This window comes from Brachybacterium sp. J144 (assembly GCF_036321705.1).
Taxonomy (GTDB): domain Bacteria; phylum Actinomycetota; class Actinomycetes; order Actinomycetales; family Dermabacteraceae; genus Brachybacterium.
In genome coordinates this window covers 94,793-114,293 of record NZ_JAZDCG010000035.1, presented here as the reverse complement: position 1 = coordinate 114,293, position 19,501 = coordinate 94,793, and the positions used below count along the sequence as shown (strand labels likewise).

General features: G+C 73.3%; 20 protein-coding genes. 6 read left to right on the top strand and 14 right to left on the bottom strand.

The features are described from left to right. Positions 1–12: 12 nt before the first annotated feature. Together pheT and pheS are read right to left on the bottom strand one after the other, a co-directional pair. Positions 13–2,604 carry a phenylalanine--tRNA ligase subunit beta gene (gene pheT, locus V1260_RS15020; RefSeq protein ID WP_329747629.1) on the bottom strand — a complete coding sequence of 864 codons (2,592 nt, stop codon included), beginning with the start codon at positions 2,602–2,604 and terminating at the stop codon, positions 13–15. Between the two features lies 1 nt (position 2,605). Further along, positions 2,606–3,712, bottom strand: coding sequence for a phenylalanine--tRNA ligase subunit alpha (pheS, locus tag V1260_RS15015; protein WP_329747628.1), 1,107 nt, complete (start codon positions 3,710–3,712; stop codon positions 2,606–2,608). A 167-nt stretch (positions 3,713–3,879) separates the two neighbouring features. Here pheS and V1260_RS15010 point away from each other — a divergent pair, with 167 nt between their 5' ends. The 4 genes from V1260_RS15010 to V1260_RS14995 all read left to right on the top strand — a co-directional run bounded on the left by V1260_RS15010 (position 3,880) and on the right by V1260_RS14995 (position 8,508). Then, positions 3,880–5,757, top strand: coding sequence for a WXG100 family type VII secretion target (locus V1260_RS15010; RefSeq protein ID WP_329747627.1), 1,878 nt, complete (start codon positions 3,880–3,882; stop codon positions 5,755–5,757). A 102-nt stretch (positions 5,758–5,859) separates the two neighbouring features. Next, positions 5,860–6,960, top strand: a complete 1,101-nt coding sequence (locus tag V1260_RS15005) for an S-(hydroxymethyl)mycothiol dehydrogenase (protein WP_329747626.1) — start codon at positions 5,860–5,862, stop codon at positions 6,958–6,960. Continuing rightward, positions 6,957–7,577, top strand: a complete 621-nt coding sequence (locus V1260_RS15000) for an MBL fold metallo-hydrolase (RefSeq protein ID WP_329747625.1) — start codon at positions 6,957–6,959, stop codon at positions 7,575–7,577. Before V1260_RS15005 ends, V1260_RS15000 begins: the two co-directional genes overlap by 4 nt. Before the next feature lie 466 nt (positions 7,578–8,043). Next, positions 8,044–8,508: an AAA family ATPase gene (locus V1260_RS14995; RefSeq protein WP_329747624.1), complete on the top strand. Its 465-nt coding sequence runs from the start codon at positions 8,044–8,046 to the stop codon at positions 8,506–8,508. Between the two features lie 112 nt (positions 8,509–8,620). On the opposite strand, the gene V1260_RS14990 is transcribed toward V1260_RS14995, so the two are convergent. Genes V1260_RS14990 through infC form a run of 5 tightly spaced genes read right to left on the bottom strand, consistent with a single transcriptional unit; the run spans position 8,621 to position 12,857 of the window. After that, entirely contained in the window at positions 8,621–10,663 is a 2,043-nt protein-coding gene (locus tag V1260_RS14990; protein ID WP_329747623.1) for a cytochrome c oxidase assembly protein, read from the bottom strand. After that, a complete protein-coding gene (locus V1260_RS14985) occupies positions 10,660–11,604 on the bottom strand; it encodes a TrmH family RNA methyltransferase (RefSeq protein WP_329747622.1) in 945 nt (314 codons plus the stop codon). Before V1260_RS14985 ends, V1260_RS14990 begins: the two co-directional genes overlap by 4 nt. 17 nt (positions 11,605–11,621) lie before the next feature. Continuing rightward, the gene (gene rplT / locus V1260_RS14980; protein WP_329747621.1) at positions 11,622–12,002 is read right to left on the bottom strand and encodes a 50S ribosomal protein L20; all 381 of its coding nucleotides are present in this window, start codon (positions 12,000–12,002) and stop codon (positions 11,622–11,624) included. Positions 12,003–12,060: 58 nt separating this feature from the next. Continuing rightward, complete coding sequence (gene rpmI / locus V1260_RS14975; protein ID WP_329747620.1) at positions 12,061–12,255, bottom strand: 50S ribosomal protein L35; 195 nt, start codon at positions 12,253–12,255, stop codon at positions 12,061–12,063. Positions 12,256–12,278: 23 nt separating this feature from the next. Next, a complete protein-coding gene (gene infC / locus V1260_RS14970; RefSeq protein ID WP_329747632.1) occupies positions 12,279–12,857 on the bottom strand; it encodes a translation initiation factor IF-3 in 579 nt (192 codons plus the stop codon). A 324-nt stretch (positions 12,858–13,181) separates the two neighbouring features. Between infC and V1260_RS14965 the strand changes: the two genes are divergently transcribed. Further along, positions 13,182–14,120, top strand: a complete 939-nt coding sequence (locus V1260_RS14965; RefSeq protein ID WP_329747619.1) for a DUF4352 domain-containing protein — start codon at positions 13,182–13,184, stop codon at positions 14,118–14,120. Positions 14,121–14,151: 31 nt separating this feature from the next. Further along, on the top strand, positions 14,152–14,523 hold the full coding sequence (locus V1260_RS14960) for a DUF1844 domain-containing protein (RefSeq protein WP_329747618.1): 372 nt from the start codon (positions 14,152–14,154) through the stop codon (positions 14,521–14,523). 24 nt (positions 14,524–14,547) lie between these two features. On the opposite strand, the gene V1260_RS14955 is transcribed toward V1260_RS14960, so the two are convergent. The 7 genes from V1260_RS14955 to V1260_RS14925 form a co-directional block, all read right to left on the bottom strand. Continuing rightward, positions 14,548–15,360 (bottom strand): SseB family protein, encoded by an 813-nt coding sequence (locus tag V1260_RS14955; RefSeq protein WP_329747617.1) that lies wholly within the window; start codon positions 15,358–15,360, stop codon positions 14,548–14,550. After that, positions 15,357–16,091 carry a bifunctional 1-(5-phosphoribosyl)-5-((5-phosphoribosylamino)methylideneamino)imidazole-4-carboxamide isomerase/phosphoribosylanthranilate isomerase PriA gene (gene priA, locus V1260_RS14950; protein ID WP_329747616.1) on the bottom strand — a complete coding sequence of 245 codons (735 nt, stop codon included), beginning with the start codon at positions 16,089–16,091 and terminating at the stop codon, positions 15,357–15,359. Before priA ends, V1260_RS14955 begins: the two co-directional genes overlap by 4 nt. 81 nt (positions 16,092–16,172) lie before the next feature. Continuing rightward, positions 16,173–16,331 (bottom strand): hypothetical protein, encoded by a 159-nt coding sequence (locus V1260_RS14945; protein WP_329747615.1) that lies wholly within the window; start codon positions 16,329–16,331, stop codon positions 16,173–16,175. After that, positions 16,328–17,020 (bottom strand): imidazole glycerol phosphate synthase subunit HisH, encoded by a 693-nt coding sequence (gene hisH, locus V1260_RS14940; RefSeq protein WP_329747614.1) that lies wholly within the window; start codon positions 17,018–17,020, stop codon positions 16,328–16,330. Before hisH ends, V1260_RS14945 begins: the two co-directional genes overlap by 4 nt. Further along, positions 17,017–17,667 carry a hypothetical protein gene (locus V1260_RS14935; RefSeq protein ID WP_329747613.1) on the bottom strand — a complete coding sequence of 217 codons (651 nt, stop codon included), beginning with the start codon at positions 17,665–17,667 and terminating at the stop codon, positions 17,017–17,019. The genes hisH and V1260_RS14935 overlap by 4 nt, the downstream gene beginning before the upstream one ends. Further along, positions 17,664–18,278: an imidazoleglycerol-phosphate dehydratase HisB gene (gene hisB / locus V1260_RS14930; protein WP_329747612.1), complete on the bottom strand. Its 615-nt coding sequence runs from the start codon at positions 18,276–18,278 to the stop codon at positions 17,664–17,666. The genes V1260_RS14935 and hisB overlap by 4 nt, the downstream gene beginning before the upstream one ends. Continuing rightward, positions 18,275–19,435: a histidinol-phosphate transaminase gene (locus tag V1260_RS14925; protein WP_329747611.1), complete on the bottom strand. Its 1,161-nt coding sequence runs from the start codon at positions 19,433–19,435 to the stop codon at positions 18,275–18,277. Before V1260_RS14925 ends, hisB begins: the two co-directional genes overlap by 4 nt. Positions 19,436–19,501 lie beyond the last annotated feature (66 nt).

The window sequence follows — 19,501 nt, the reverse complement described above, 5'->3', positions numbered from 1 at the left end:
CCGCTCGCGGCCTCAGGCGCGCAGCACGCCGCCGACGGCGGACTCGACCGCGGCGATGATCCGGCTCCGGGTCTCGCCGATCTGCTCGGCGGTCAGCGTGCCCTCGGTCGAGCGGAGCCGCACGGCGATCGCGAGCGACTTCCTGTCGGCGCCGATCTGCTCGCCGCGGAAGACGTCGAACAGGTGCACCCGCTCGGCGAGGTCACCGGCGCCGACCAGCACCGCGGCCTCGACGGCGCTCGCGGGCACCGACTCCTCGACCACGAAGGCGAAGTCCTCCTTCGCCGGCGGGTAGGTGGGCACGGGCTCGGCACGCACCACCGCGGGGGCGGCGGCGATCACGGCCTCGAGGTCGAGCTCGAACGCCGCGGTGCGGGCCGGGAGGCCGAACTCCTTGAGCACGGCGGGGTGCAGCTCGCCGGCGGCGCCGACCACGGCGCCGTACCCGTCGGCCGTGACGACCCGCAGCTGGGCGCCGCGACCCGGATGGAAGGGGGCGCGCTCGGTCTGCCGCACCTCCAGCTCGGCGCCGACGGCGGCGGCCGCCCGGCGGGCGAGGTCGAGGGCGTCGGCCCAGCCCCACGGCGCGGGATCGCCCTGCCAGGAGGCCGGCCCCGAGGCGCCACCGAGGACCGCGGCGAGCGCACCGGTCTGCGCGGGCAGCGCGGCGAGAATCGCCTCGAGCTCCTGCTCGCTCGGCCGCGCCGCGGGGGCGGGCACCGGGGCGACGGTCTGCTCGGCGCGGGCCGTGTACACGGTGGCGCGCTGGAAGAGCGCGACGGACTCCTCGCCGCGGCCGAGGTTGCGGCGCGCGACGGGCAGCAGGGTCTGCAGCAGCTCGGTGCGCAGCAGCGGCTCGTCCTCGGCGAGGGGGTTGAGGATCCGCACGGCGCGGCGGCGGGCGTCGTCGGCGCCATAGCGGAGCCGGTCGTGGATGCTCTCCGCGACGAACGGCGGGGAGCTGACCTCGACGAGGCCCGCCTCGACGAGCGCACGGCGGGCCGCGCGGCGCGAGCGCTGGGCGGTGGTCAGGCCGCGGCCGCCGGGCGCGGTCGGCAGGATGGACGGGATCTGCGCGTAGCCGACGAGGCGCGCGATCTCCTCGACGAGGTCCTCGCGGATCCTGAGGTCGGGCCGCCACGACGGCGGGGTGACGGTCAGCTCGTCCTCGCCCACGACGGTGCAGCCGATCTGCTCGAGGCTGCCGCGCACCTGCTCGGCGGTGTACGGGATGCCGACCACGCGCTCGGCGTCGCCGAGGGCGAGCGGGACCGGGGCCGGGTCGGGGACGGAGCCCTCGTCGGTCGCGCGCGGCGCGAGGGTGCCGCCGCCGAGCTCGACGAGCAGCGCCGCGGCCCGGTGGGCGGCGGCGAGCGGCAGCTGCGGGTCGACGCCGCGCTCGAAGCGCTTGGACGCCTCCGACGGCAGGCGGTGGCGGCGCGCGGTGCGGGCCACGGAGACCGGGTCGAAGGTCGCGGCCTCGAGGATCACGTTCGTGGTGGACGCGGAGACCTCGGTGGTGGCGCCGCCTATGACGCCCGCGAGGCCGAGCACGCGGTCGCCGTCGCCGCCGGCGTCCGTGATCAGCAGGTCCTCGGGGTCGAGGGTGCGCTCCACGTCATCGAGGGTGGTGAGCATCTCGCCCGCCCGGGCGCGGCGCACCTCGATCGGGCCGACCAGCTCCTCCGCGTCGTAGGCGTGCAGCGGCTGGCCGAGGTCGAGCATCACATAGTTGGTGACGTCGACGATCAGGGAGATCGGGCGCATGCCGGCGAGGGTGAGGCGACGGGCCATCCAGCGCGGGGTCTGGGCGGCGGAGTTGATGCCGGTCACCTCGAGGGCGACGAAGCGGCTGCACCCTTCGGCACCGCGGATCGGCGCGTCGTCCCGCAGCTGTACCGGGATGCTGCCGCCGCTCGCGGCGGGGATCTCGATCGCGCTGACCGGGTCCGTGTACGCGGCGCCTGTCGCGTGCGAGTACTCGCGCGCCACGCCGCGCATGGAGAAGCAGTAGCCGCGGTCCGGCGTCACGTTGATCTCGACGACCTCGTCCGCGAGGCCCAGCAGGGCGATCGCGTCGTCGCCCGGCTCGGCGGTGAGGCCCTTCGCGTGGCCGCGGCCGAGCACGATGATGCCATCCTCGCCGTCGGGGTCCTCGCCCAGGCCCAGCTCCTCGCCGGAGCAGATCATGCCGTCGGACGTGTGGCCGTAGGTCTTCCGCGCGGCGATCGCGAAGTCGCCGGGCAGCACGGTGCCGGGCAGGGAGACGACCACGAGGTCGCCCGCGACGAAGTTGTGCGCGCCGCAGATGATGCCGCGGCTCGGACGCTCCTCGCCGGGCTGGGGGTCCTTCGGGTCGTCGAGCTCCTCGTTGTGCTCGGGACCGACGTCCACGCGCACCCAGTTGATGGTCTTGCCGTTCTTCTGCGGCTCCTTGACGAGCTCGAGAACGCGGCCGACGACGAGCGGGCCGGTCACCTGCGCGCCGAAGATCGCCTCCTCCTCGAGGCCGACGCGGGACAGGTCGGTGGCGACCTCGAGCGCGTTCGCGGTGGCGGGGAGCTCGACGTGCTCGCCGAGCCAGGTCAGGGGAATGCGCGGCATCTCAGATCTCCGTCCCGTAGTGCTGGGAGAAGCGGACGTCGCCCTCCACCATGTCCCGCATGTCCGCCACGCCGTTGCGCAGCATGAGGATGCGCTCGATGCCCAGGCCGAAGGCGAAGCCCTGGTACTCCTCGGGGTCCACGCCCGCGGCACGGAGCACGTTCGGGTGGACCATGCCGCAGCCGCCCATCTCGATCCAGCCGGTGCCGCCGCAGACGCGGCAGTCCGGGTCCGCGTCGTGCTCGAGGCCGAGTCGGGCGTCGCAGGCGAAGCAGCGGAAGTCCATCTCGGCGCTCGGCTCGGTGAACGGGAAGTGGTTGGGGCGCAGCCGCGTGATCGGCGCGCCGCCGAAGAGGTGCGCGGCGAGCGCGTCGAGGGTGCCGACGAGGTTCGCCATCGTCAGGCCCTTGTCGATCGCGAGTCCCTCGACCTGGTGGAACATCGGCGAGTGCGTCGCGTCCATCTCGTCGGCCCGGTAGACGGTGCCGGGGCAGGCGACGTACAGCGGCGCGCCGCGCTCGAGCATCGCGCGGATCTGCACCGGGGAGGTCTGGGTGCGCAGCAGCATCCCGGAGTCCTCCGGCGCGAGGTAGAGCGTGTCCTGCAGTGAGCGGGAGGGATGCTCGGGGTCCGCGTTGAGCGCGTCGAAGTTCAGCCAGGACGACTCCGCCTCGGGGCCCTCGGCGATCTCCCAGCCGATGCCGACGAAGAAGTCCTCGATCCGCTCGCTGAGAGTCACGAGCGGGTGCGCGGCGCCACGCGGCCGACGGTCGGTCGACAGCGTCATGTCGACGGTCTCCGCGGCGAGCGCCGCCTCCTCCTCGGCGGCGGCGAGCTCGCCTTGGCGGGCGGCGAGGGCCTGCTGCACGCGGCCCTTGCCCTGGCCGACGAGCTTGCCGGCGGCGGCCTTCTGCTCCTTGGGCAGGTCCTTGATGGCGCGGTTCGCGGTGCTCAACACGCTGTGATCGCCCACGTGGTCGATGCGGACTTGCTTAAGGGTCGCGGTGTCGGGGGCCGCGGCGATCGCGGCGAGCGCGGCGTCGACGGCGGCGGTGATCGCCTGCTCGTCGAGCGCGGGGGCGCCGGGCGCGGGGGATGTCTCGGACACGGGTATCGCTCTCATCCGTCGGATCGGGAGGCGCCCGACGGCGTTCGCGGGCACCGCGGACCATTCTAGGAGGGATGGGGAGTGCTCCCCATCGCCCGGTCCGCTGCTGTCCCCCTAGCCTGTCAGGACCGGCCGACGCACCGTGCGGCCCTGATCAGAAGGACGGCATGACTTTCCTCGGCGGGGACACCGATTCGATGCGCGAGCACGCCACGCACCTGCGGACGACGGGGGCGCGCCTCGGCACGCTCCTCGCGGAGGCGAACGACGCCGCGCAGGCTGTCGCCTGGGAGGGCCCGGACGCCGATGCGCTGCGGGGCCGCTGCGCGCAGGTCGCGCTCCAGGGCCAGGGTCTCGGGGAGCGCCTCGAGAAGATGTCCCGCGAGCTCGGGGGCCACGCCGACGAGCAGGACCGGGCGTCGGAGGACCTCGCGGGGTTGCTGGCCGGCATGCTCCACGGACTGGGCGGACTCGGCGGGCTGCTCGAGGGTCTGCTCGGCGGGAGGCCGGGCATCGGTGCGGGCGCGGGCATCGGCGCCGGGCTGCTCGGCGGCTCGGGTGGCCTCCCCGAGATCGATGGCGGCATGCTCGCGAACGCCGCGGGTCGGCCGGTCATGGAGCACGACGGGGGCGGGAGCGGGAGCGACCGCGACAGCGCGAAGATCGGGGCTCCGGAGGACGACTTCACGCACGACCCCGATGCGAACTCCGGGTCGACGACGGTGGAGCTGCCCGACGGGACCGTGCTCGAGCTCAACGACGACGGCACCGGGGCGGTGACGCTCGACGGCTCGCCGAAGATCAAGGCTGAGGTCGACCTCGGGAATGGTGTCACCGTCACCACCGAGCTCGAGGTCGGCACCGACGTGAAGATCCAGGAGAACCCGGACGGGACCATCACCTTCACCATGACCGGCACGGCGGCGCAGTCCGTGACCGGTGCCGCGGAGGCGGACATGAAGGGCATCGGCGTCGGGTACGAGACGGGCTCGACGGTCACGACCGAGTCCGTCTACAGCGTGACCGTCCCCGCCGGGACGTCGCTCGCGGAGGCGATGCAGATCAACCCCTACGACCCGAGCTCCATCCAGCCGGGGACCGAGGTGGCCTTCGGCTCGGAGGTCGCGGCCGCCGCCAACATGGAGGTCAGCGGGAAGCACCGCGGATTCGAGGCAGGCCTCGGCGTCGAGGCGAGTGCCGCCACCGGGGACACGACCGTGATCGGTCGAGATGCGAGCGGCACTCTCTCGATGACCTCCGGCCCCTACTCCGAACTCGGCCTCGACTCCGGCATGTCGGTCGGAACGGACCTCCTCGGGCCGGAGGTGAAGCTCTCGGCCGGCATCCAGCACACCGTCCGGGAATCCGTGGTGGAGCACGTCGCGTTCAGCAATGACGCCGCGGGGGACCGCGCCTTCCTCGAGGCCGTGAACGGCGGGGGATACCCGACGGACCTGGATGCTCCTGGGGTCGTGGACCGATACACCGAGACGCGGACCTCCACCAGCATGTCCAACAGCGTCGGTTTCGAGATCGAGGACATCATCAAGGCCGAGCACGGCGGGAACAACACCTTCTCGGACGAGCTCATCGTCCGGACCCGCCCCGACGGGACGAACGAGTGGGCGCAGCAGGTGATCCCCCACGGCGAGGGCTCCGGCAACTCGGTGGTCGCGACGGGTGGCTCGGAGCGGGAGACCGACTACCAGCTGACCCTGGGCGACGTTCCCGCCGACCAGGTCAGCGCCCACACGTCCGCGTATTGGGGAGAGTCGCACGACGGCGGCGATCTCGTGATCGCCTTCGACGCCGAGGAGCTCGACGTGATGCGCGAGAACCGCGCCGCCTTCCACGGCGACCCCGAGCATTATGCGAACGACACGGACTACCTCGTCGCCGTCGCCGCCTCGGCCTCGAACCAGGACGCCCAGATGGTCGTCGAGGACCTGGTCCGCGACTACAACGTCACGCCCACTACCTCGGGCACATGGCAGGGCGGACAGCAGACCCACCCCACCCCGGAGACTCCCGGCGAGCTGCGCTGAGCACTGCTCGATCGCGGCCGCGGCACGGCGCCTGGGACGCGCGCCACGGCGTCGAGGTCGCGGCTAGGCTGACGAGGACCCCGTTCCTCGAAGGAGGCCAGCATGTCCTGGACCGTGAAGGGCGTCGTCGCCCTCGCTGAGAAGCAGCCCGCCGAGCTCGTCGACATCGTGATCCCGGACCCCGGTCCGCACGACGTCGTCGTCGACATCCAGGCGACCGGTGTGTGCCACACCGACCTCGCCTACCGCGACGGCGGCATCAACGACGAGTTCCCGTTCCTGCTCGGCCACGAGTCCGCGGGCCGCGTCGCCGTGGTCGGCGAGAGCGTCACCCACGTCGAGGTCGGCGACTACGTGGTCCTGAACTGGCGGGCCGTGTGCGGCGAGTGCCGCGCCTGCAGGAAGGGCGTGCCGCAGTACTGCTTCGCGACCCACAACGCCTCGAAGCCCATGACCCTCGCCGACGGCACCGTGCTCACCGCGGCCCTCGGCATCGGCTCCTTCGCCGAGAAGACCCTGGTCCACGAGGGCCAGTGCACCAAGGTCTCCGAGGACGCCCCCGCGGAGGTCGCGGGCCTGCTCGGCTGCGGCGTGATGGCCGGTATCGGCGCCGCGATCAACACCGGCGCCGTGCAGCGCGGCGAATCGATCGCCGTCATCGGCCTCGGCGGCGTGGGCTGCGCCGCGATCGCCGGGGCGCGGCTCGCGGGCGCGACCACGATCATCGCCCTCGACGTCGACGAGAAGAAGCTGGCCGCCGCGACGGATCTCGGCGCGACGCACACCCTCCACACCGCGGGGCTCTCCCCGCAGGAGGTCGCGGAGAAGGTCCAGGAGCTCACCGGAGGCTTCGGCGCCGACGTGGTGGTCGACGCCGTCGGCATCCCGCAGACCTACGAGACCGCCTTCTACGCCCGCGACCTCGCCGGCCGCGTGGTGCTGGTGGGCGTCCCCCGCCCCGGCGTGGAGATCACCCTCCCGCTGCTGGACGTCTTCGGCCGCGGCGGCGCGCTGAAGTCCTCCTGGTACGGCGACTGCCTGCCCGAGCGGGACTTCCCCTACCTCATCGACCTGTTCCTGCAGGGACGCCTACCGCTGGACCGCTTCGTCACCGGCCGCACCGACCTCGCCGGCGTCGATCAGGCGCTGTCCTCGCTGCACGAGGGCGAGACCCTGCGCACCGTGGTGGAGGTGGCCCGATGACCGCCCGCCTCGACCACACCACCACCTCCGGCACCTTCAGCCTCGACGGCGAGACCTTCGACGTCGAGAACAACGTGTGGGTGCTCGGCGACGACGAGCAGTGCGTGGTCTTCGACGCCCCGCACGACGTGGACGCCGTCGAGGCGCTCGTCGGCGACCGGGAGTGCGTGGGCATCCTGCTCACCCACGCCCATGACGACCACGTGCGCTTCGCCCCCGAGCTGTCCACCGCGCTCGAGGCGCCGATCCTGCTGAACCCGGCCGACGCGGAGCTGTGGCGGCTCACCCACGGCGACCTGCCCTGGGACGACGAGGTCGCCGACGGCGACATGTTCTCCATCGCGGGCGTGGACGTCGAGGCGATGCACACCCCGGGCCACTCCCCCGGCTCGACCTGCTACTACATCGAGGCGCTCGGGGCGGTGCTCACCGGCGACACTCTCTTCCAGGGCGGTCCCGGGGCGACCGGCCGCTCCTTCTCCTCGCGGGAGACGATCGAGGAGTCGATCCGGGAGCGGCTCTTCGCGCTGCCCGCCGAGACCGTGGTGCACACCGGCCACGGCCCCGACACCACCATCGGCGCGGAGCAGGAGGCGGCGCGCGGCGACTGGCTCTGAGTCTCCCCTGCTGCATCGCAGGACGTGAGCGGCGGTGACCATCGATCGATGGTCGCCGCCGCGTCGCGTGACCGATGCTCCGCTTCGCACATTCGCCGTACGCGGCCTCGACCTCCCGCCGACCCCCGAGGATCTACCCTCCGCCGAGAGCCGAGGCGATCTCCGCGAAGTGCGCCCCCGCGCAGATACCACGAGCACGGTTCCCGCATGTCCCACCAGGACGTCACAGATACCCCGGGGCACCTGCACTGATGTCCCTCTGAGGTGGTCAGTCACCCGAGGGGGACAGATCTGGGATCGCTGCACGGGTCGGAGACACCTCGACCGGACACATCTGCCCGAGCGAGCACTGAAGCGCCCTCCACTCAGCCCGTGGCAACCGCGCCCGCGACCGTCTCACCATGGACCGGAACCCAGGGCGCTTCGAGCCAACGCTCCAGCAGTCCCGAGGTCTAGCCTGAACGGCATGACACGGGTGATCTTCATGTGCGGGCCCGCAGGTTCGGGCAAGTCGACGATCGCACGCCGTCTGGAGGCGCAGGGCTTCGTGCGGCTGTCGTTCGATAAGGAAGCCTGGGAGCGCGGGATCCGGGACATGCCTCTGACGGAGGTCGATCACCGCGACATCGAGAGCGACCTCCGGGGTCGACTCGCCTGCCTTGTCAGCGACGGACATGATGTCGTCCTGGATTTCTCGTTCTGGTCACGCACCATGCGCGAGGAATGGAGGCAGCTGCTGAAGCCACTGGGGGTGGTTCCTGAAACGATCTATCTCGCGACGAGACGGTCCACGTGCCTGGAGCGGGTGGCGGCACGCCGACGCGCCCATGGAGACGACTTCCTCGTGGACGCGAAGGATGCCGCCGCCTACTTCGATCATTTCGAGCCACCGACCCCCGATGAGGGCCCCTTGTCAGTGGTCGATTCATGACGTGAGCGACGCTCGCCCCGACCAGCTCCGGGCGAGGGCCGAGACCAGTCCGTACGCTCGGGCCCGACCGCGGCGGCGGCGACCATCCTGCGAAGGTCGCCGCCGTCTCGTGTCAGCGGGACTCCGTCGACCCGCCGCGATCGGGTGCCGGTTCGTCGGCGGGAGCGGACCCGTCGGCGGGAGCGGCGGGCTCCCCTCCCCCGACCTGCAGCCGCGCGAGATAGGCGTTGTACTCCTCGAGCTCGGCGCCGCCGTCCCGTTCGGCCTTGCGGTCGTACTGCCGGGCGCGGCGATCCTCAGACTGCATCCACTGGACGGCCATGAGGATCGCGTAGCCGAGGGTCGGTACCTCGGAAACGGCCCACATGATCGAGCCGCCGCGCACCTGGATCAGCTCGAGCTGCTCCGCGGTGTACATGCCCAGCTCGGTGTACCAGGACTCGGCGACGAGGAAGGTCGCCGAGACCATCGCGACGCCGAAGAAGGCGTGGAAGGCGAGGGTGACCAGCAGGGTGATCAGCTTCAGCGCCGGGTTGATCGTCCGCTGCGCGGGGTCGATGCCGATCATCACCCAGGCGAACAGGTAGCCCGAGGCGAGGAAGTGCACGGTCATCAGCACGTGCCCGAGGTGGCTGTACATCGCCGCCTCGAAGAGCGGCGAGAAGTAGAAGACGACGAGCGAGCCTGCGAACAGCGCCCCGGCCATCGGCGGGGAGGACACGAAGCGGGCGTAGCCCGAGTGCAGCGCCGCGAGCACCCACTCCCGAACCCCGCGGGAGCCGTCGGTGCGCGGCGCCACCGCGCGGGACAGCAGCGTCACGGGGGCACCGAGCACCCACAGCGGCGGCACGATCATCATCATCGCCATGTGCTGGACCATGTGCGCGTCGAAGCGCATCCGACCCCAGGCGGCGGCGCCGCCGCTCATTACCCAGGCGAAGGCGAGGCAGCCCAGCAGGAAGGCGGCGGCGCGATGCCACACCCAGGCGTCGCCGCGACGGTGCAGGCGCACCACCCCGGCGAGATACGCACCGGCCATCGCGGCCGCGAGCAGCAGCGCCACCCAATCCGGCTGCACCACGGTGACCAGGGCCCGCACCCCGAACTCCTGCGCGGGGGGCAGGTAGCCGACGAGGGAGAGGATCCTCAGGTCCCCCACCTCGGGAATCACCTGCGGCACGGGCGGGGCGATGCGGCCCAGCGCGATCGACGCCCCGATCACCACCGCCATCAACACGCCCTCCCCCGCGGCCAGATGGCGGAAGCGGAGCCGGTCGCCGAGTCGCCGCCGCTGCACCGCGCCGAGCACGGCGAGCACCGCGAGGCCGAGGGCCTTCAGCAGCATGACCCGTCCGTACCCGGTGGTCAGCAGCTCCGCGGGAGAGGACAGGCGGATGCTCGCGCTGAGCAGCCCGGACAGGGCGATCGCGACCACCGCCGCGAGCGCCCACGGGGAGAAACGCCGCACCGCGGCCACGGCCGCCGCGTCGTCGAGGCGGGGCAGCAGCAGCGCGAGGGCCAGCAGCCCGCCCGCCCACACGGAGACCCCCACGAGGTGCAGGGCCATCGCGTTGACGGCATTGGTGTGGTCGAGGCTCGCGCCCGCGTGCCCGGCGAGCCCCAGCGCGCCGACGCCCGCGCCGGAGAGCGCCAGGCCCCAGCAGGCGAGCACGGTGGAACGGGCGAGGCCGTAGGCGAGCGCGGCGAGGGCGGCGCAGACCGCGACCCCGATCTGGATCCGGCCCAGGTCGCCGCCGAGCGCGATCGCCCAGACATCCAGATCCGTGCCCGCCCCGGCGGACTCGAGCCCGCCGAGCGGGACCTGCGCGAGCGCGGCGAGCGCCCACAGCAGGGCGCCGGCCGCGGCGAGGCGCACCGCGGACCGGCGGGCGGGATCCAGGGTGGTGACCTCGCGGCGCGAGGGCCCGGGCAGCAGCAGCACGGCGGCGCCGCCCCCGCCGATCGCGAGCAGCAGACCCAGGTGGTGCAGCGCCCGCACCACGGGCAGGCCCCAGGTCACCAGCGGCGAGACGGGGACGAGGGCCGCCGGGGCGGTCGCGCCCGTGGCCAGCAGGAGCAGCAGCGCGGTGGCCACCGCGAGCAGGAGCAGGAGGGGGACGGCGAGCAGGCCCGTGCGGCGCAGGGCGGCGGTCATGCCCCCGCCCGCCGGCGGCGCAGCGTCTCGAAGAGGCACACCGTCGCCGCGGTGTGCACGTTGAGGGACTCGGCCCGGCCCGCGAGCGGGATGCGCACAGCGAGGGGCGCGGCGGCGAGGGTGGCGTCGTCGAGGCCATGGGCCTCGTTGCCGAGGATCCAGGCGAGGCGCTCGGGCAGGTCGACGGTGAACAGCTCGGCCTCGGCGTAGCCGCTGGTGGCGGCGGCGGTGATCCCCCGGGCGGCGAGGGCGGGCAGCAGCTCGTCAATCTCGGCGCCGGTGATCACGGGGAGGTGGAAGAGGCTGCCGACGGCGGCGCGCACCGCCTTCGGGGCGAAGGGATCGGCACTGGTGCGGGTGAGCAGCACCAGATCGGCGCCCGCGGCGTCGGCGGTGCGGATCAGGGTGCCGACGTTGCCGGGGTCGCGCACCTCGTGGAGGACGACGACGGTCAGGGCGCCGTCGGCCGGTAGCTCCTGCACGGCGTGGAGCGCGGCCGCGGGGTCGGCGGCGGGGAGGGTGCCGACGGCGACCACGCCCTGGGGGCTCGTGAGCAGGCCGGCGCCCGCGCGGCGGTCATCGCCGCCGGGACGTTCAGAGGCGTCGGCCGGGCCTGCGGCCCGGGCGGTTCCGTCGGCCTCGGGGGCGGAGCCCTCGCGGACCATGGCGCGCACGATCCGGTCGTCGACCGTGTGCAGCGGTACGCCCGCCTCGTGGGCGAGGTCGGTGAGCTCGGAATGGTCCGCGGCGGCCCGCTCGGTGACGAAGACGGAGCGGGCGAGGTCCGGGCGGTGGGCCAGCAGAGAGCGGACCGCCTGGGGTCCCTCGATGCGGAAGCGGGACTGCTTGCGACGTGCAGAGCGCCCGGCCAGTGCCGCCACCTTCCGCACCCGTTCGGAACGGGGGGAGGTGATCGGCGACTGATCCGGGCGCTCGCTCATCGCGGTCGACGCGGCGATCAGGCTGCCGGCGCGTTGACGTCCTTGGGCAGGGCGTTCTTCGCGACCTCGACCAGCGCGGCGAAGGCCGCGGCGTCGTTCACAGCCAGCTCGGCGAGCATGCGACGGTCCACCTCGACACCCGCGAGGCCGAGGCCCTGGATGAAGCGGTTGTAGGTCAGGCCGTTGGCGCGGGACGCCGCATTGATGCGCTGGATCCACAGCTGGCGGAAGTCGCCCTTGCGCTTCTTGCGATCGCGGAAGTTGTAGGTCTGCGAGTGCAGCACCTGCTCCTTCGCCTTGCGGTACAGGCGCGAGCGCTGGCCGCGGTAGCCGCTGGCCTGCTCGAGGATCTCCCGACGCTTCTTCTGGGCGTTGACCGCCCGCTTCACGCGTGCCACGTGATACTCCTTCAGTCGTTCGTTCAGGGGCGCAGGAGCTCGGCTCCCGCGTGGGCGATCAGCGGCCCAGCAGCTTCTTCATGCGCTTGGTGTCGGCCTTGGCGACGGTGGTGTCGTTGCCGAGGCGGCGCTTGCGGGTGGAGGACTTGTGCTCGAGGAGGTGGCGCGCGTTGGCCTTCTCCCGCATGAGCTTGCCCGAGCCGGTCACGCGGATACGCTTCTTGGTCCCCGAGTGGGTCTTGTTCTTCGGCATCTGCCTGTTCTCCTTTTACGTTCTCAGGACTGTGCGCCGGTGTCGTCCGGGGTCGCGGTCTCGGACTGCTCGTCCTTGCCGCGCGCCTCGGCCTTCTCGGCGTCGGTCTTGCGCTTGCGGGCCTCGGCCATGGCCTGGGCCTTCTTCTTGTGCGGCCCGAAGACCATCACCATGTTGCGGCCGTCCTGTCGCGGGTGCGACTCGACGAAGCCGAACTCGGCGACGTCCTCCGCCATGCGGTTCAGCAGGCGCACGCCCATTTCGGGGCGGGACTGCTCGCGGCCGCGGAAGCGGATGATGACCTTGACCTTGTCGCCTCCGGACAGGAACTTCTCGACGTTGCGGCGCTTGGTGTCGTAGTCGTGCGTGTCGATCTTCAGACCCATCCGGATTTCCTTCTGGACCGTGTTGGCCTGGTTCTTCCGGGCCTCACGAGCCTTCAGGTTGGCTTCGTACTTGTACTTGCCGTAATCCATGAGCCGCGCGACCGGCGGGTTCGCGCCGGGCGCGACCTCGACCAGGTCGAGATCGGCTTCCTGCGCGAGACGCAGGGCGTCCTCGACCCGGACCTCGCCGACCTGCTCGCCGGCGGGGCCGACCAGGAGGACCTTGGGGACCCTGATCTGACCGTTGATGCGCTGTTCGCTGATGGTGGCTCCTCACCTTGATGTCGCTCGAGACGACGAAGGGCCCCCGCTGAATCATGCGGAGGCCCCGAGGTGCGCGGCGCGGACGCCGATCGGGCATTGCTGCCCGAGAGCCGGGCGCTCGGCCCGACTTGCGATACTGACCCGGTGACCGTGGGCGGGGCCGAGGCTCCTGCCGGTCGTCACGAGGTGGGATGGGACTCCACTTGAGGAACGTGGCGAGGGTTTCGTCGTGTTCCGATCGATTATCCTACCAGGGAGAGCGGCCACGTCCAGGTGATGTGCGTCGCGCCGCAGGTGCACGGCGACGAGGAGTACTGGGTGGATCCGGACCGCGAGGCAGAGGCCCCGTCGACCCCCTCGACCCCACAGTCGTCTCCGACGTCTCCGGCCCCGCCGGCTGCGACGCCCCCGGCTGCGTCGTCCGCCGGGAGCCCGTCGGCCGGAAGTCCGTCGACCGGAAGTCCGTCGGCCGCGAGCCCGTCGGCCGAGCAGCCGCCCCGCATCGAGACCCCGCCCACCGGGATCCGCACCGGCACCGCACCGCGCGCCCTCCTCCGGCCCGTCCCCGAGGGGTTCCCCACCCCGCCCCCGCGCCCCGCGATCCCCAATCGCCGGCCGGCGCGGAAGGTGGAGCCCGAGGCTCCGACGCGCCGCCGCGGCCCGATCATCGTCTCGCTCGTCGTGGTCGCCGTGCTCGTGCTGGTGGTCGCGATCGGCGGCTCCGTCCTCGTGGTGCGCGCCCTGACCGAGCCGGACGCCGGGTCCGCAGCGCCCGCGCAGCCGTCCGCGGCACCGACCGACGGATCGGATGGATCCGACAGCTCGGCCGGCGCCACCGCGATCGGCGGCGTCGAGGTCGAGGTGCTCTCGACCGAGCGCGGCGTCGAGGCGGTCGGCGAGGGCAGCACCCGTCTCGCCGCCGAGGGCGAGTTCGTGATCGTCATCCTCGAGGTCGACAACGGCACCGACGCGCCGGTGAGCCTCCGCGAGGCCGCGGACCTGGTCACCGAGGACGGCGAGGTGCATCCGCCGAGCCCCGAGGCGGGCCGGGTCCACCTCGCCGACAGCGAGCCCTGGGCGCTGCTGCCCGAGGGCGAGAGCGTCCAGGTCCACTACGTGTTCGACGTGCCGCAGGGCTCCGTCCCGGTCTCGCTCGAGCTCGACCTCCGCGACAACCCCGAGGCGGGCACCGGCACGGTGCCCCTCGCGCCCTGATTCCCCGCACGCCCCACCCCGAGAAGGACCCATGACCGAGAACCAGACCCCCACCCCCGGCGAGCCCGACGAGAGCGCCGAGGCGCTGCGGGACATCTCGGAGGTCTCCGCGGTCGAGATCATCACCGCCGCCTGCGTGCACCTGATGAGCGCCTCCGCCGTGAAGGTGGGCCTCGCCGAGGACGAGGAGACCGCCCATCACCGGGACCTCTCCGAGGCCCGCAAGCTGATCACCGCCCTCGCGGGCCTGGTCACCGCGGCCGCCCCCGAGATCGGCAACGAGCACGCCCGCTCCCTGCGCGACGGGCTGCGTACCCTCCAGCTGGCCTTCGCCGAGGCGCTGCCCTTCCCCGACGAGCCGGGCGAGGCGCCCGGGGAGAAGTACACCGGCCGCGTCTCCTGACCTCGGCCGGGCCACCGACCGGTCTCAGCTGCCGAGCACGAGCTTCAGGGAGCTGATCCGCTCGGCGACGAGCTGCTCGGCGCCGAGCCGGGCCGAGAGGTCCGCCACCACGGCCCGCACCTGCTCCGCGGCGAGTCCCGGCAGCAGCCGCACGTGCAGGTCGACCTCGGCCCGCTCCCCCGCCTCGGCCCGCAGCCCCTCGACGGCGACGGTCTCGGCCGCGACCCGGTCCAGCACCGCCGCGAGCTCGGCATCGAGGTGCGGCGGCACCCAGGTGCGTCCCTGGGCGAGGGCCCAGAGGATCGACCGCGGCAGGAGCACCGGGCCGCCCTCCTCGGGCGTCGCCGCGGGATCGACGACCAGGGCGGTGCAGCCCTCCTGGACGGCGGCCTGCGCCGCCTGCGGTCCGACGACCGGGACCGGGCGGGCGTCCGTGCGCCAGTCCGACAGCGCCGCCACCGACGTGAAGAGGGGCAGCACGCGGGTGCCGTCGGGCGCGGTGATCGAGACCATCGCCATGTCGGCTCCGTTGTCGCCGGTCAGGCCGTGGGCGGTGGTGCCCTCCTCGGTGGCGACGGCCATGATCGGCACCAGCACGCGGGTCTCGGCGAGCGCCGCGGCGAGCTGCGCCCGGTGCGGGTCCTCCCCCGCGGCGTGCGCGGCGAGGGCCTCGGCAACCCGCGGGTCGCGGGAACCGTCGTCCCCGGGGAAGGGGCTCACGCTGTAGTCGCGGCCCTTCCAGGGCACCCCCGCGGTGTCGGTCAGCGGGGACTTCTCCACGAAGTGCGCGGGCAGCTCGCGCTGCGGCCCGGAGCCCGCCGCGGCGCCGTTCGTCACGGCCGGCCCGCGACGTCCAGCGCCTCGGGCATGGTGAAGGCGCCCGCGTACAGGGCCTTGCCGACGATCGCCCCTTCGACGCCCTGGGACACCAGCTCGCGCAGGGCGCGCAGGTCCTCGAGCGAGGAGATGCCGCCGGAGGCGACGACCTTCGCGTCGGTGCGGGAGCAGACCTCCGCGAGCAGCTCGATGTTCGGTCCGCGCAGGGTGCCGTCCTTGGTCACGTCGGTGACGACGTAGCGCTGGCAGCCGGCGTCGTCGAGGCGCTCGAGGGTCTCCCACAGGTCGCCGCCGTCACGGGTCCAGCCGCGGGCGGCGAGGGTCGTGCCGCGCACGTCGAGGCCGACGGCGATGCGGTCGCCGTGCTCGGCGAGGATCTCCGCGGTCCACTCGGGGTTCTCCAGGGCGGCGGTGCCGAGGTTCACGCGTCGGCAGCCGGTCGCGAGGGCGGCGGCGAGCGACTCGTCGTCCCGGATCCCGCCGGAGAGCTCGACGTCCATGTCCACGGCGGCGACGACGTCCGCGAGCAGCGCGGCGTTGCTGCCGCGCCCGAAGGCGGCATCGAGATCCACGAGATGCAGCCAGCGGGCGCCGCCCTCCTGGAAGGTGAGCGCGGCCTCGAGCGGGGCGCCGTAGGCGGTCTCGGAGCCGGCCTCGCCCTGCACCAGGCGCACGGCCTGGCCGCCCTGGACGTCGACGGCGGGCAGGAGCTCGAGCACGGGAGCGATCATGGGGGTCCTCCTGGGACGGGTGGGGGCGGCGCGGGTGCCGGGATGGTGCGGGGTGCCGCAGGGCGGCGAGGAAAGGGCGGCTCAGCCGGCCTGGATGCGCCACCACGAGATGGCGAGGCAGACGACGCCGAGGACGGCCATCGCGACGATCTGCCACCTCGGCCGCTTGCTGCGGTGGAACGACCAGGCGCCGCCGAGGATCATGCCCCCGGCGAAGAGCATGAGGAAGGCGAGGATCATGCCGCGTGCCCGTCGGTGCGGCGCGGCAGGGTCGCGAGCCAGTTGCGCAGCAGGCGCGCCCCGGCCTCCCCGGACTTCTCGGGGTGGAACTGGGTGGCGGACAGAGCCCCGTTCTCGACGGCTGCGACGAAGCGGTCGCCGCCGTGCTCCGCCCAGGTCACCTGCGGCGGAACCATAGGGCCGACGGGATCGAAGTCCCAGGTCCGGGCGGCATAGGAGTGGACGAAGTAGAAGCGCTCGGCCTCGACCCCGGCGAAGAGCACGCTCTCCTCCGGGGTCTCGACCGTGTTCCAGCCCATGTGGGGGACGATCTCGGCCTCGAGCCGGGTCACCTCGCCGGGCCACTGCGACAGACCGGTGGAGCGCTCTCCGTGCTCGGTGCCGGAGTCGAACATGATCTGCAGGCCGACGCAGATGCCGAGCACCGGCAGCCCGCCCGCGAGACGCCGCTCGACGATCCGGTCGCCGCCGACCGCGCGGACCTGCGCGATGGTCTCGGCATAGGCGCCGACGCCGGGGACGACCAGTCCGTCGGCTCCGAGGGCGGCGGGGCGGTCGGCGGTCAGTTCTACGTCGGCGCCGGCGGCCTCGAGGGCCCGCACCACGGAGCGGACGTTGCCGGAGCCGTGGTCGAGGACGACGACGCGGGGCGCTCTGTCCGGTGCGGCGGCGGAGGTGTCGGCGCTCATCGGCGTCGCCCTCGGCCGCGGCGGCCCTCGCCGCCCTGTTCGCCGCCGGAGATGGCCTCGAGGGCCTCGGCGCGGCTCATCGCGACCGGGTCCGCGCCCTCGCCGAGGTCGGAGAGCTCGAGCGCGCCGAGCAGCAGCTGCTCGACGAGGTCGTCGACCGCGCCGAGCACGATCGCGGGCGAGACGTCCTCGCCGCGCTCCCCGTTGCGGTACCGGGTCGCGGTCATGCGGTCGCCGCGGCGCCAGAACAGGACGATGCCGTTGCGCTGCAGGGCGCTCGAGGCGATCGCCGCGAGGTCGTGCGCGGCGGTCTCCTGCAGGGGGCCGACGGCGACGGCGCCGGTGGAGGCGTCGTGGGTGCGGGTGCCGGCGGGGATGTCGATGCCGTCGGTGCGGGCCTCGCGGCCCAGGCGGATCACGCCGGCGAGCGCGCGGGCGTCGGCGACGGTGGTCGCGACGACGGCGACCGCCGGGATCTGCTCCTCCTCGACGGCGGGCTCGGCGGCGGGAGCGGCGCCCTCCGGGGCTGCGCCGAGGAGGTCCTCGACGGTCAGCTCGCCGTCCCCGAGGTCGAGGCCCTGGGTGAGCCGGGCGAACTCGGCGTCGACGTCCTCGGGATCGGGTCCGGGGCGGTCGGCGGTGCTCACAGGGCCCCCTTGGTCGAGGGCACGTCGAGCACCCGGTCGTCGTATGCGCAGGCGGCGCGCAGCGCGCGGGCGAGCGCCTTGAACTGGGCCTCGACGATGTGGTGCGGGTCCCGGCCGGCGAGCACCCGCATGTGCAGGCAGATCGCCGCATGGTGGGCGATCGACTCGAGCACGTGGCGGGTGAGGGAGCCGGTGAAGTGGCCGCCGATGAGGTGCAGGGCCTGCGCCTCGCTCTCCCCCTCGTGCACGCAGTAGGGGCGGCCGGACAGGTCCACGACCGCCTGGGCGAGCGCCTCGTCGAGCGGGACCATCGCGTCGCCGAAGCGGGCGATGCCCTTCTTGTCGCCGAGGGCCTCGCGCAGGGCCTGGCCGAGCACGATCGCGGTGTCCTCGACGGTGTGGTGGGCGTCGATGTGGGTGTCGCCGGTCGCCTTCACAATGAGGTCGAAGCGGGCGTGGGTGCCGAGCGCCGTGAGCATGTGGTCGAAGAAGGGCACCGTGGTGGAGATGTCCACCTGGCCGGTGCCGTCGACGTCCAGGGTCACCTCGACGCTGGACTCGCGGGTGGCGCGGGTGATCGTCGCGGTGCGGCGGCGGGGGGTCTCGGTCATCGGGGGTCGGCCTCCTCGAGGGCGGTGCGGAAGGCGGCGTCGTCCTCCGGGGTGCCGATCGACACCCGCAGCCAGGGCTGGGGGCCGACCTCCCGGATGAGCACGCCGCGGTCGAGCAGGGACTGCCACACGGCGCGGCGGTCCGGGGCGCCGCGCAGCAGCGGCTGGAAGTACAGGAAGTTCGCGTCCGACGGGGCGACGACGTGGCCGCGCTCGCGCAGATGCTCCTCGAGGGCGTCGCGGGTCGCGCGCAGGGCGGCGACCTGGGCGAGCAGCTCCTCGCGGTGGGCGAGGGCGGTCCGGGCGACGGCCTGGGTGACGGCGGAGAGGTGGTAGGGCAGGCGCACGATGCGCAGGGAGTCGACGATCTCCGGGTCCGCGACGAGGTAGCCGAGGCGGCCGCCGGCGAGCGCGAAGGCCTTGGACATGGTGCGGGTGACCACGAGGTGCGCGAACTCGGGCAGCAGCTCGAGGGCGCTGGGCACGCCGTCGCGGCGGAACTCGCCGTAGGCCTCGTCGACGACCAGCAGGCTGCCGGTCTCCGCGAGGGCCTCGGCGGCGGCGCGGATCACGGCGGGCTCGAGGGCGGTGCCGGTGGGGTTGTTGGGGCTCGTGAGCACCAGCACGTCGGGGCGGTGCTCGGCGATCGCGGCGGTGACGGACTCCGCGGTCAGCGCGAAGTCGGGGGCCTCGCCGCGGGGCACGGCGATCCAGCGGGTGAAGGTGTCGCGCGCGTACTCCGGGTACATGGAGTAGTGCGGGGAGAAGCCGAGCGCGGTGCGGCCCGGGCCGCCGAAGGCCAGCAGCAGCTGGTGCATGACCTCGTTGGACCCGTTCGCGGCCCACACCGCCTCGACCGGGGGCGCGGGGATCCCGGCCTCCTCCGCGAGATAGGCGGCGAGGTCGGCGCGCAGCGCGGTGAACTCGCGATCCGGGTAGCGGTGCAGCGTCGAGGCGGTCTCCGCGACGGCGCGGCCGATCGCCGCGGCGAGCGCGGGCGAGGGCCCGTAGGGGTTCTCGTTGACGTTCAGCAGATGGGGCACGTCGATCTGGGGGGCGCCGTAGGGCTCCTCGCCGCGCAGGTCGTCGCGGCGGGCGGGGATCCGACGCGCCGCGGCGGGCGGCACGGGGGCGGTCTCGGAGGTCTCGACGGGCATGGGTCCCATCGTAGAGGCCGCACCTTCGCCGGGGCCCGGGCGTCCACTCTGTCCGGGGCGCGATGC

Bases quoted from the DNA above. Each gene is read 5' to 3' on its own strand.
- V1260_RS14985 (WP_329747622.1), bottom strand. From the start codon at position 11,604: ATGAGCGAGCGCCCGGATCAGTCGCCGATCACCTCCCCCCGTTCCGAA.
- rpmI (WP_329747620.1), bottom strand. From the start codon at position 12,255: ATGCCGAAGAACAAGACCCACTCGGGGACCAAGAAGCGTATCCGCGTG.
- V1260_RS14925 (WP_329747611.1), bottom strand. From the start codon at position 19,435: ATGCCCGTCGAGACCTCCGAGACCGCCCCCGTGCCGCCCGCCGCGGCG.
- pheT (WP_329747629.1), bottom strand. From the start codon at position 2,604: ATGCCGCGCATTCCCCTGACCTGGCTCGGCGAGCACGTCGAGCTCCCC.
- hisB (WP_329747612.1), bottom strand. From the start codon at position 18,278: ATGACCGAGACCCCCCGCCGCCGCACCGCGACGATCACCCGCGCCACC.
- V1260_RS15010 (WP_329747627.1), top strand. From the start codon at position 3,880: ATGACTTTCCTCGGCGGGGACACCGATTCGATGCGCGAGCACGCCACG.
- V1260_RS14990 (WP_329747623.1), bottom strand. From the start codon at position 10,663: ATGACCGCCGCCCTGCGCCGCACGGGCCTGCTCGCCGTCCCCCTCCTG.
- V1260_RS14960 (WP_329747618.1), top strand. From the start codon at position 14,152: ATGACCGAGAACCAGACCCCCACCCCCGGCGAGCCCGACGAGAGCGCC.
- V1260_RS14995 (WP_329747624.1), top strand. From the start codon at position 8,044: ATGACACGGGTGATCTTCATGTGCGGGCCCGCAGGTTCGGGCAAGTCG.
- priA (WP_329747616.1), bottom strand. From the start codon at position 16,091: ATGATCGCTCCCGTGCTCGAGCTCCTGCCCGCCGTCGACGTCCAGGGC.
- V1260_RS15000 (WP_329747625.1), top strand. From the start codon at position 6,957: ATGACCGCCCGCCTCGACCACACCACCACCTCCGGCACCTTCAGCCTC.
- V1260_RS15005 (WP_329747626.1), top strand. From the start codon at position 5,860: ATGTCCTGGACCGTGAAGGGCGTCGTCGCCCTCGCTGAGAAGCAGCCC.
- hisH (WP_329747614.1), bottom strand. From the start codon at position 17,020: ATGAGCGCCGACACCTCCGCCGCCGCACCGGACAGAGCGCCCCGCGTC.
- V1260_RS14945 (WP_329747615.1), bottom strand. From the start codon at position 16,331: ATGATCCTCGCCTTCCTCATGCTCTTCGCCGGGGGCATGATCCTCGGC.
- V1260_RS14965 (WP_329747619.1), top strand. From the start codon at position 13,182: ATGTGCGTCGCGCCGCAGGTGCACGGCGACGAGGAGTACTGGGTGGAT.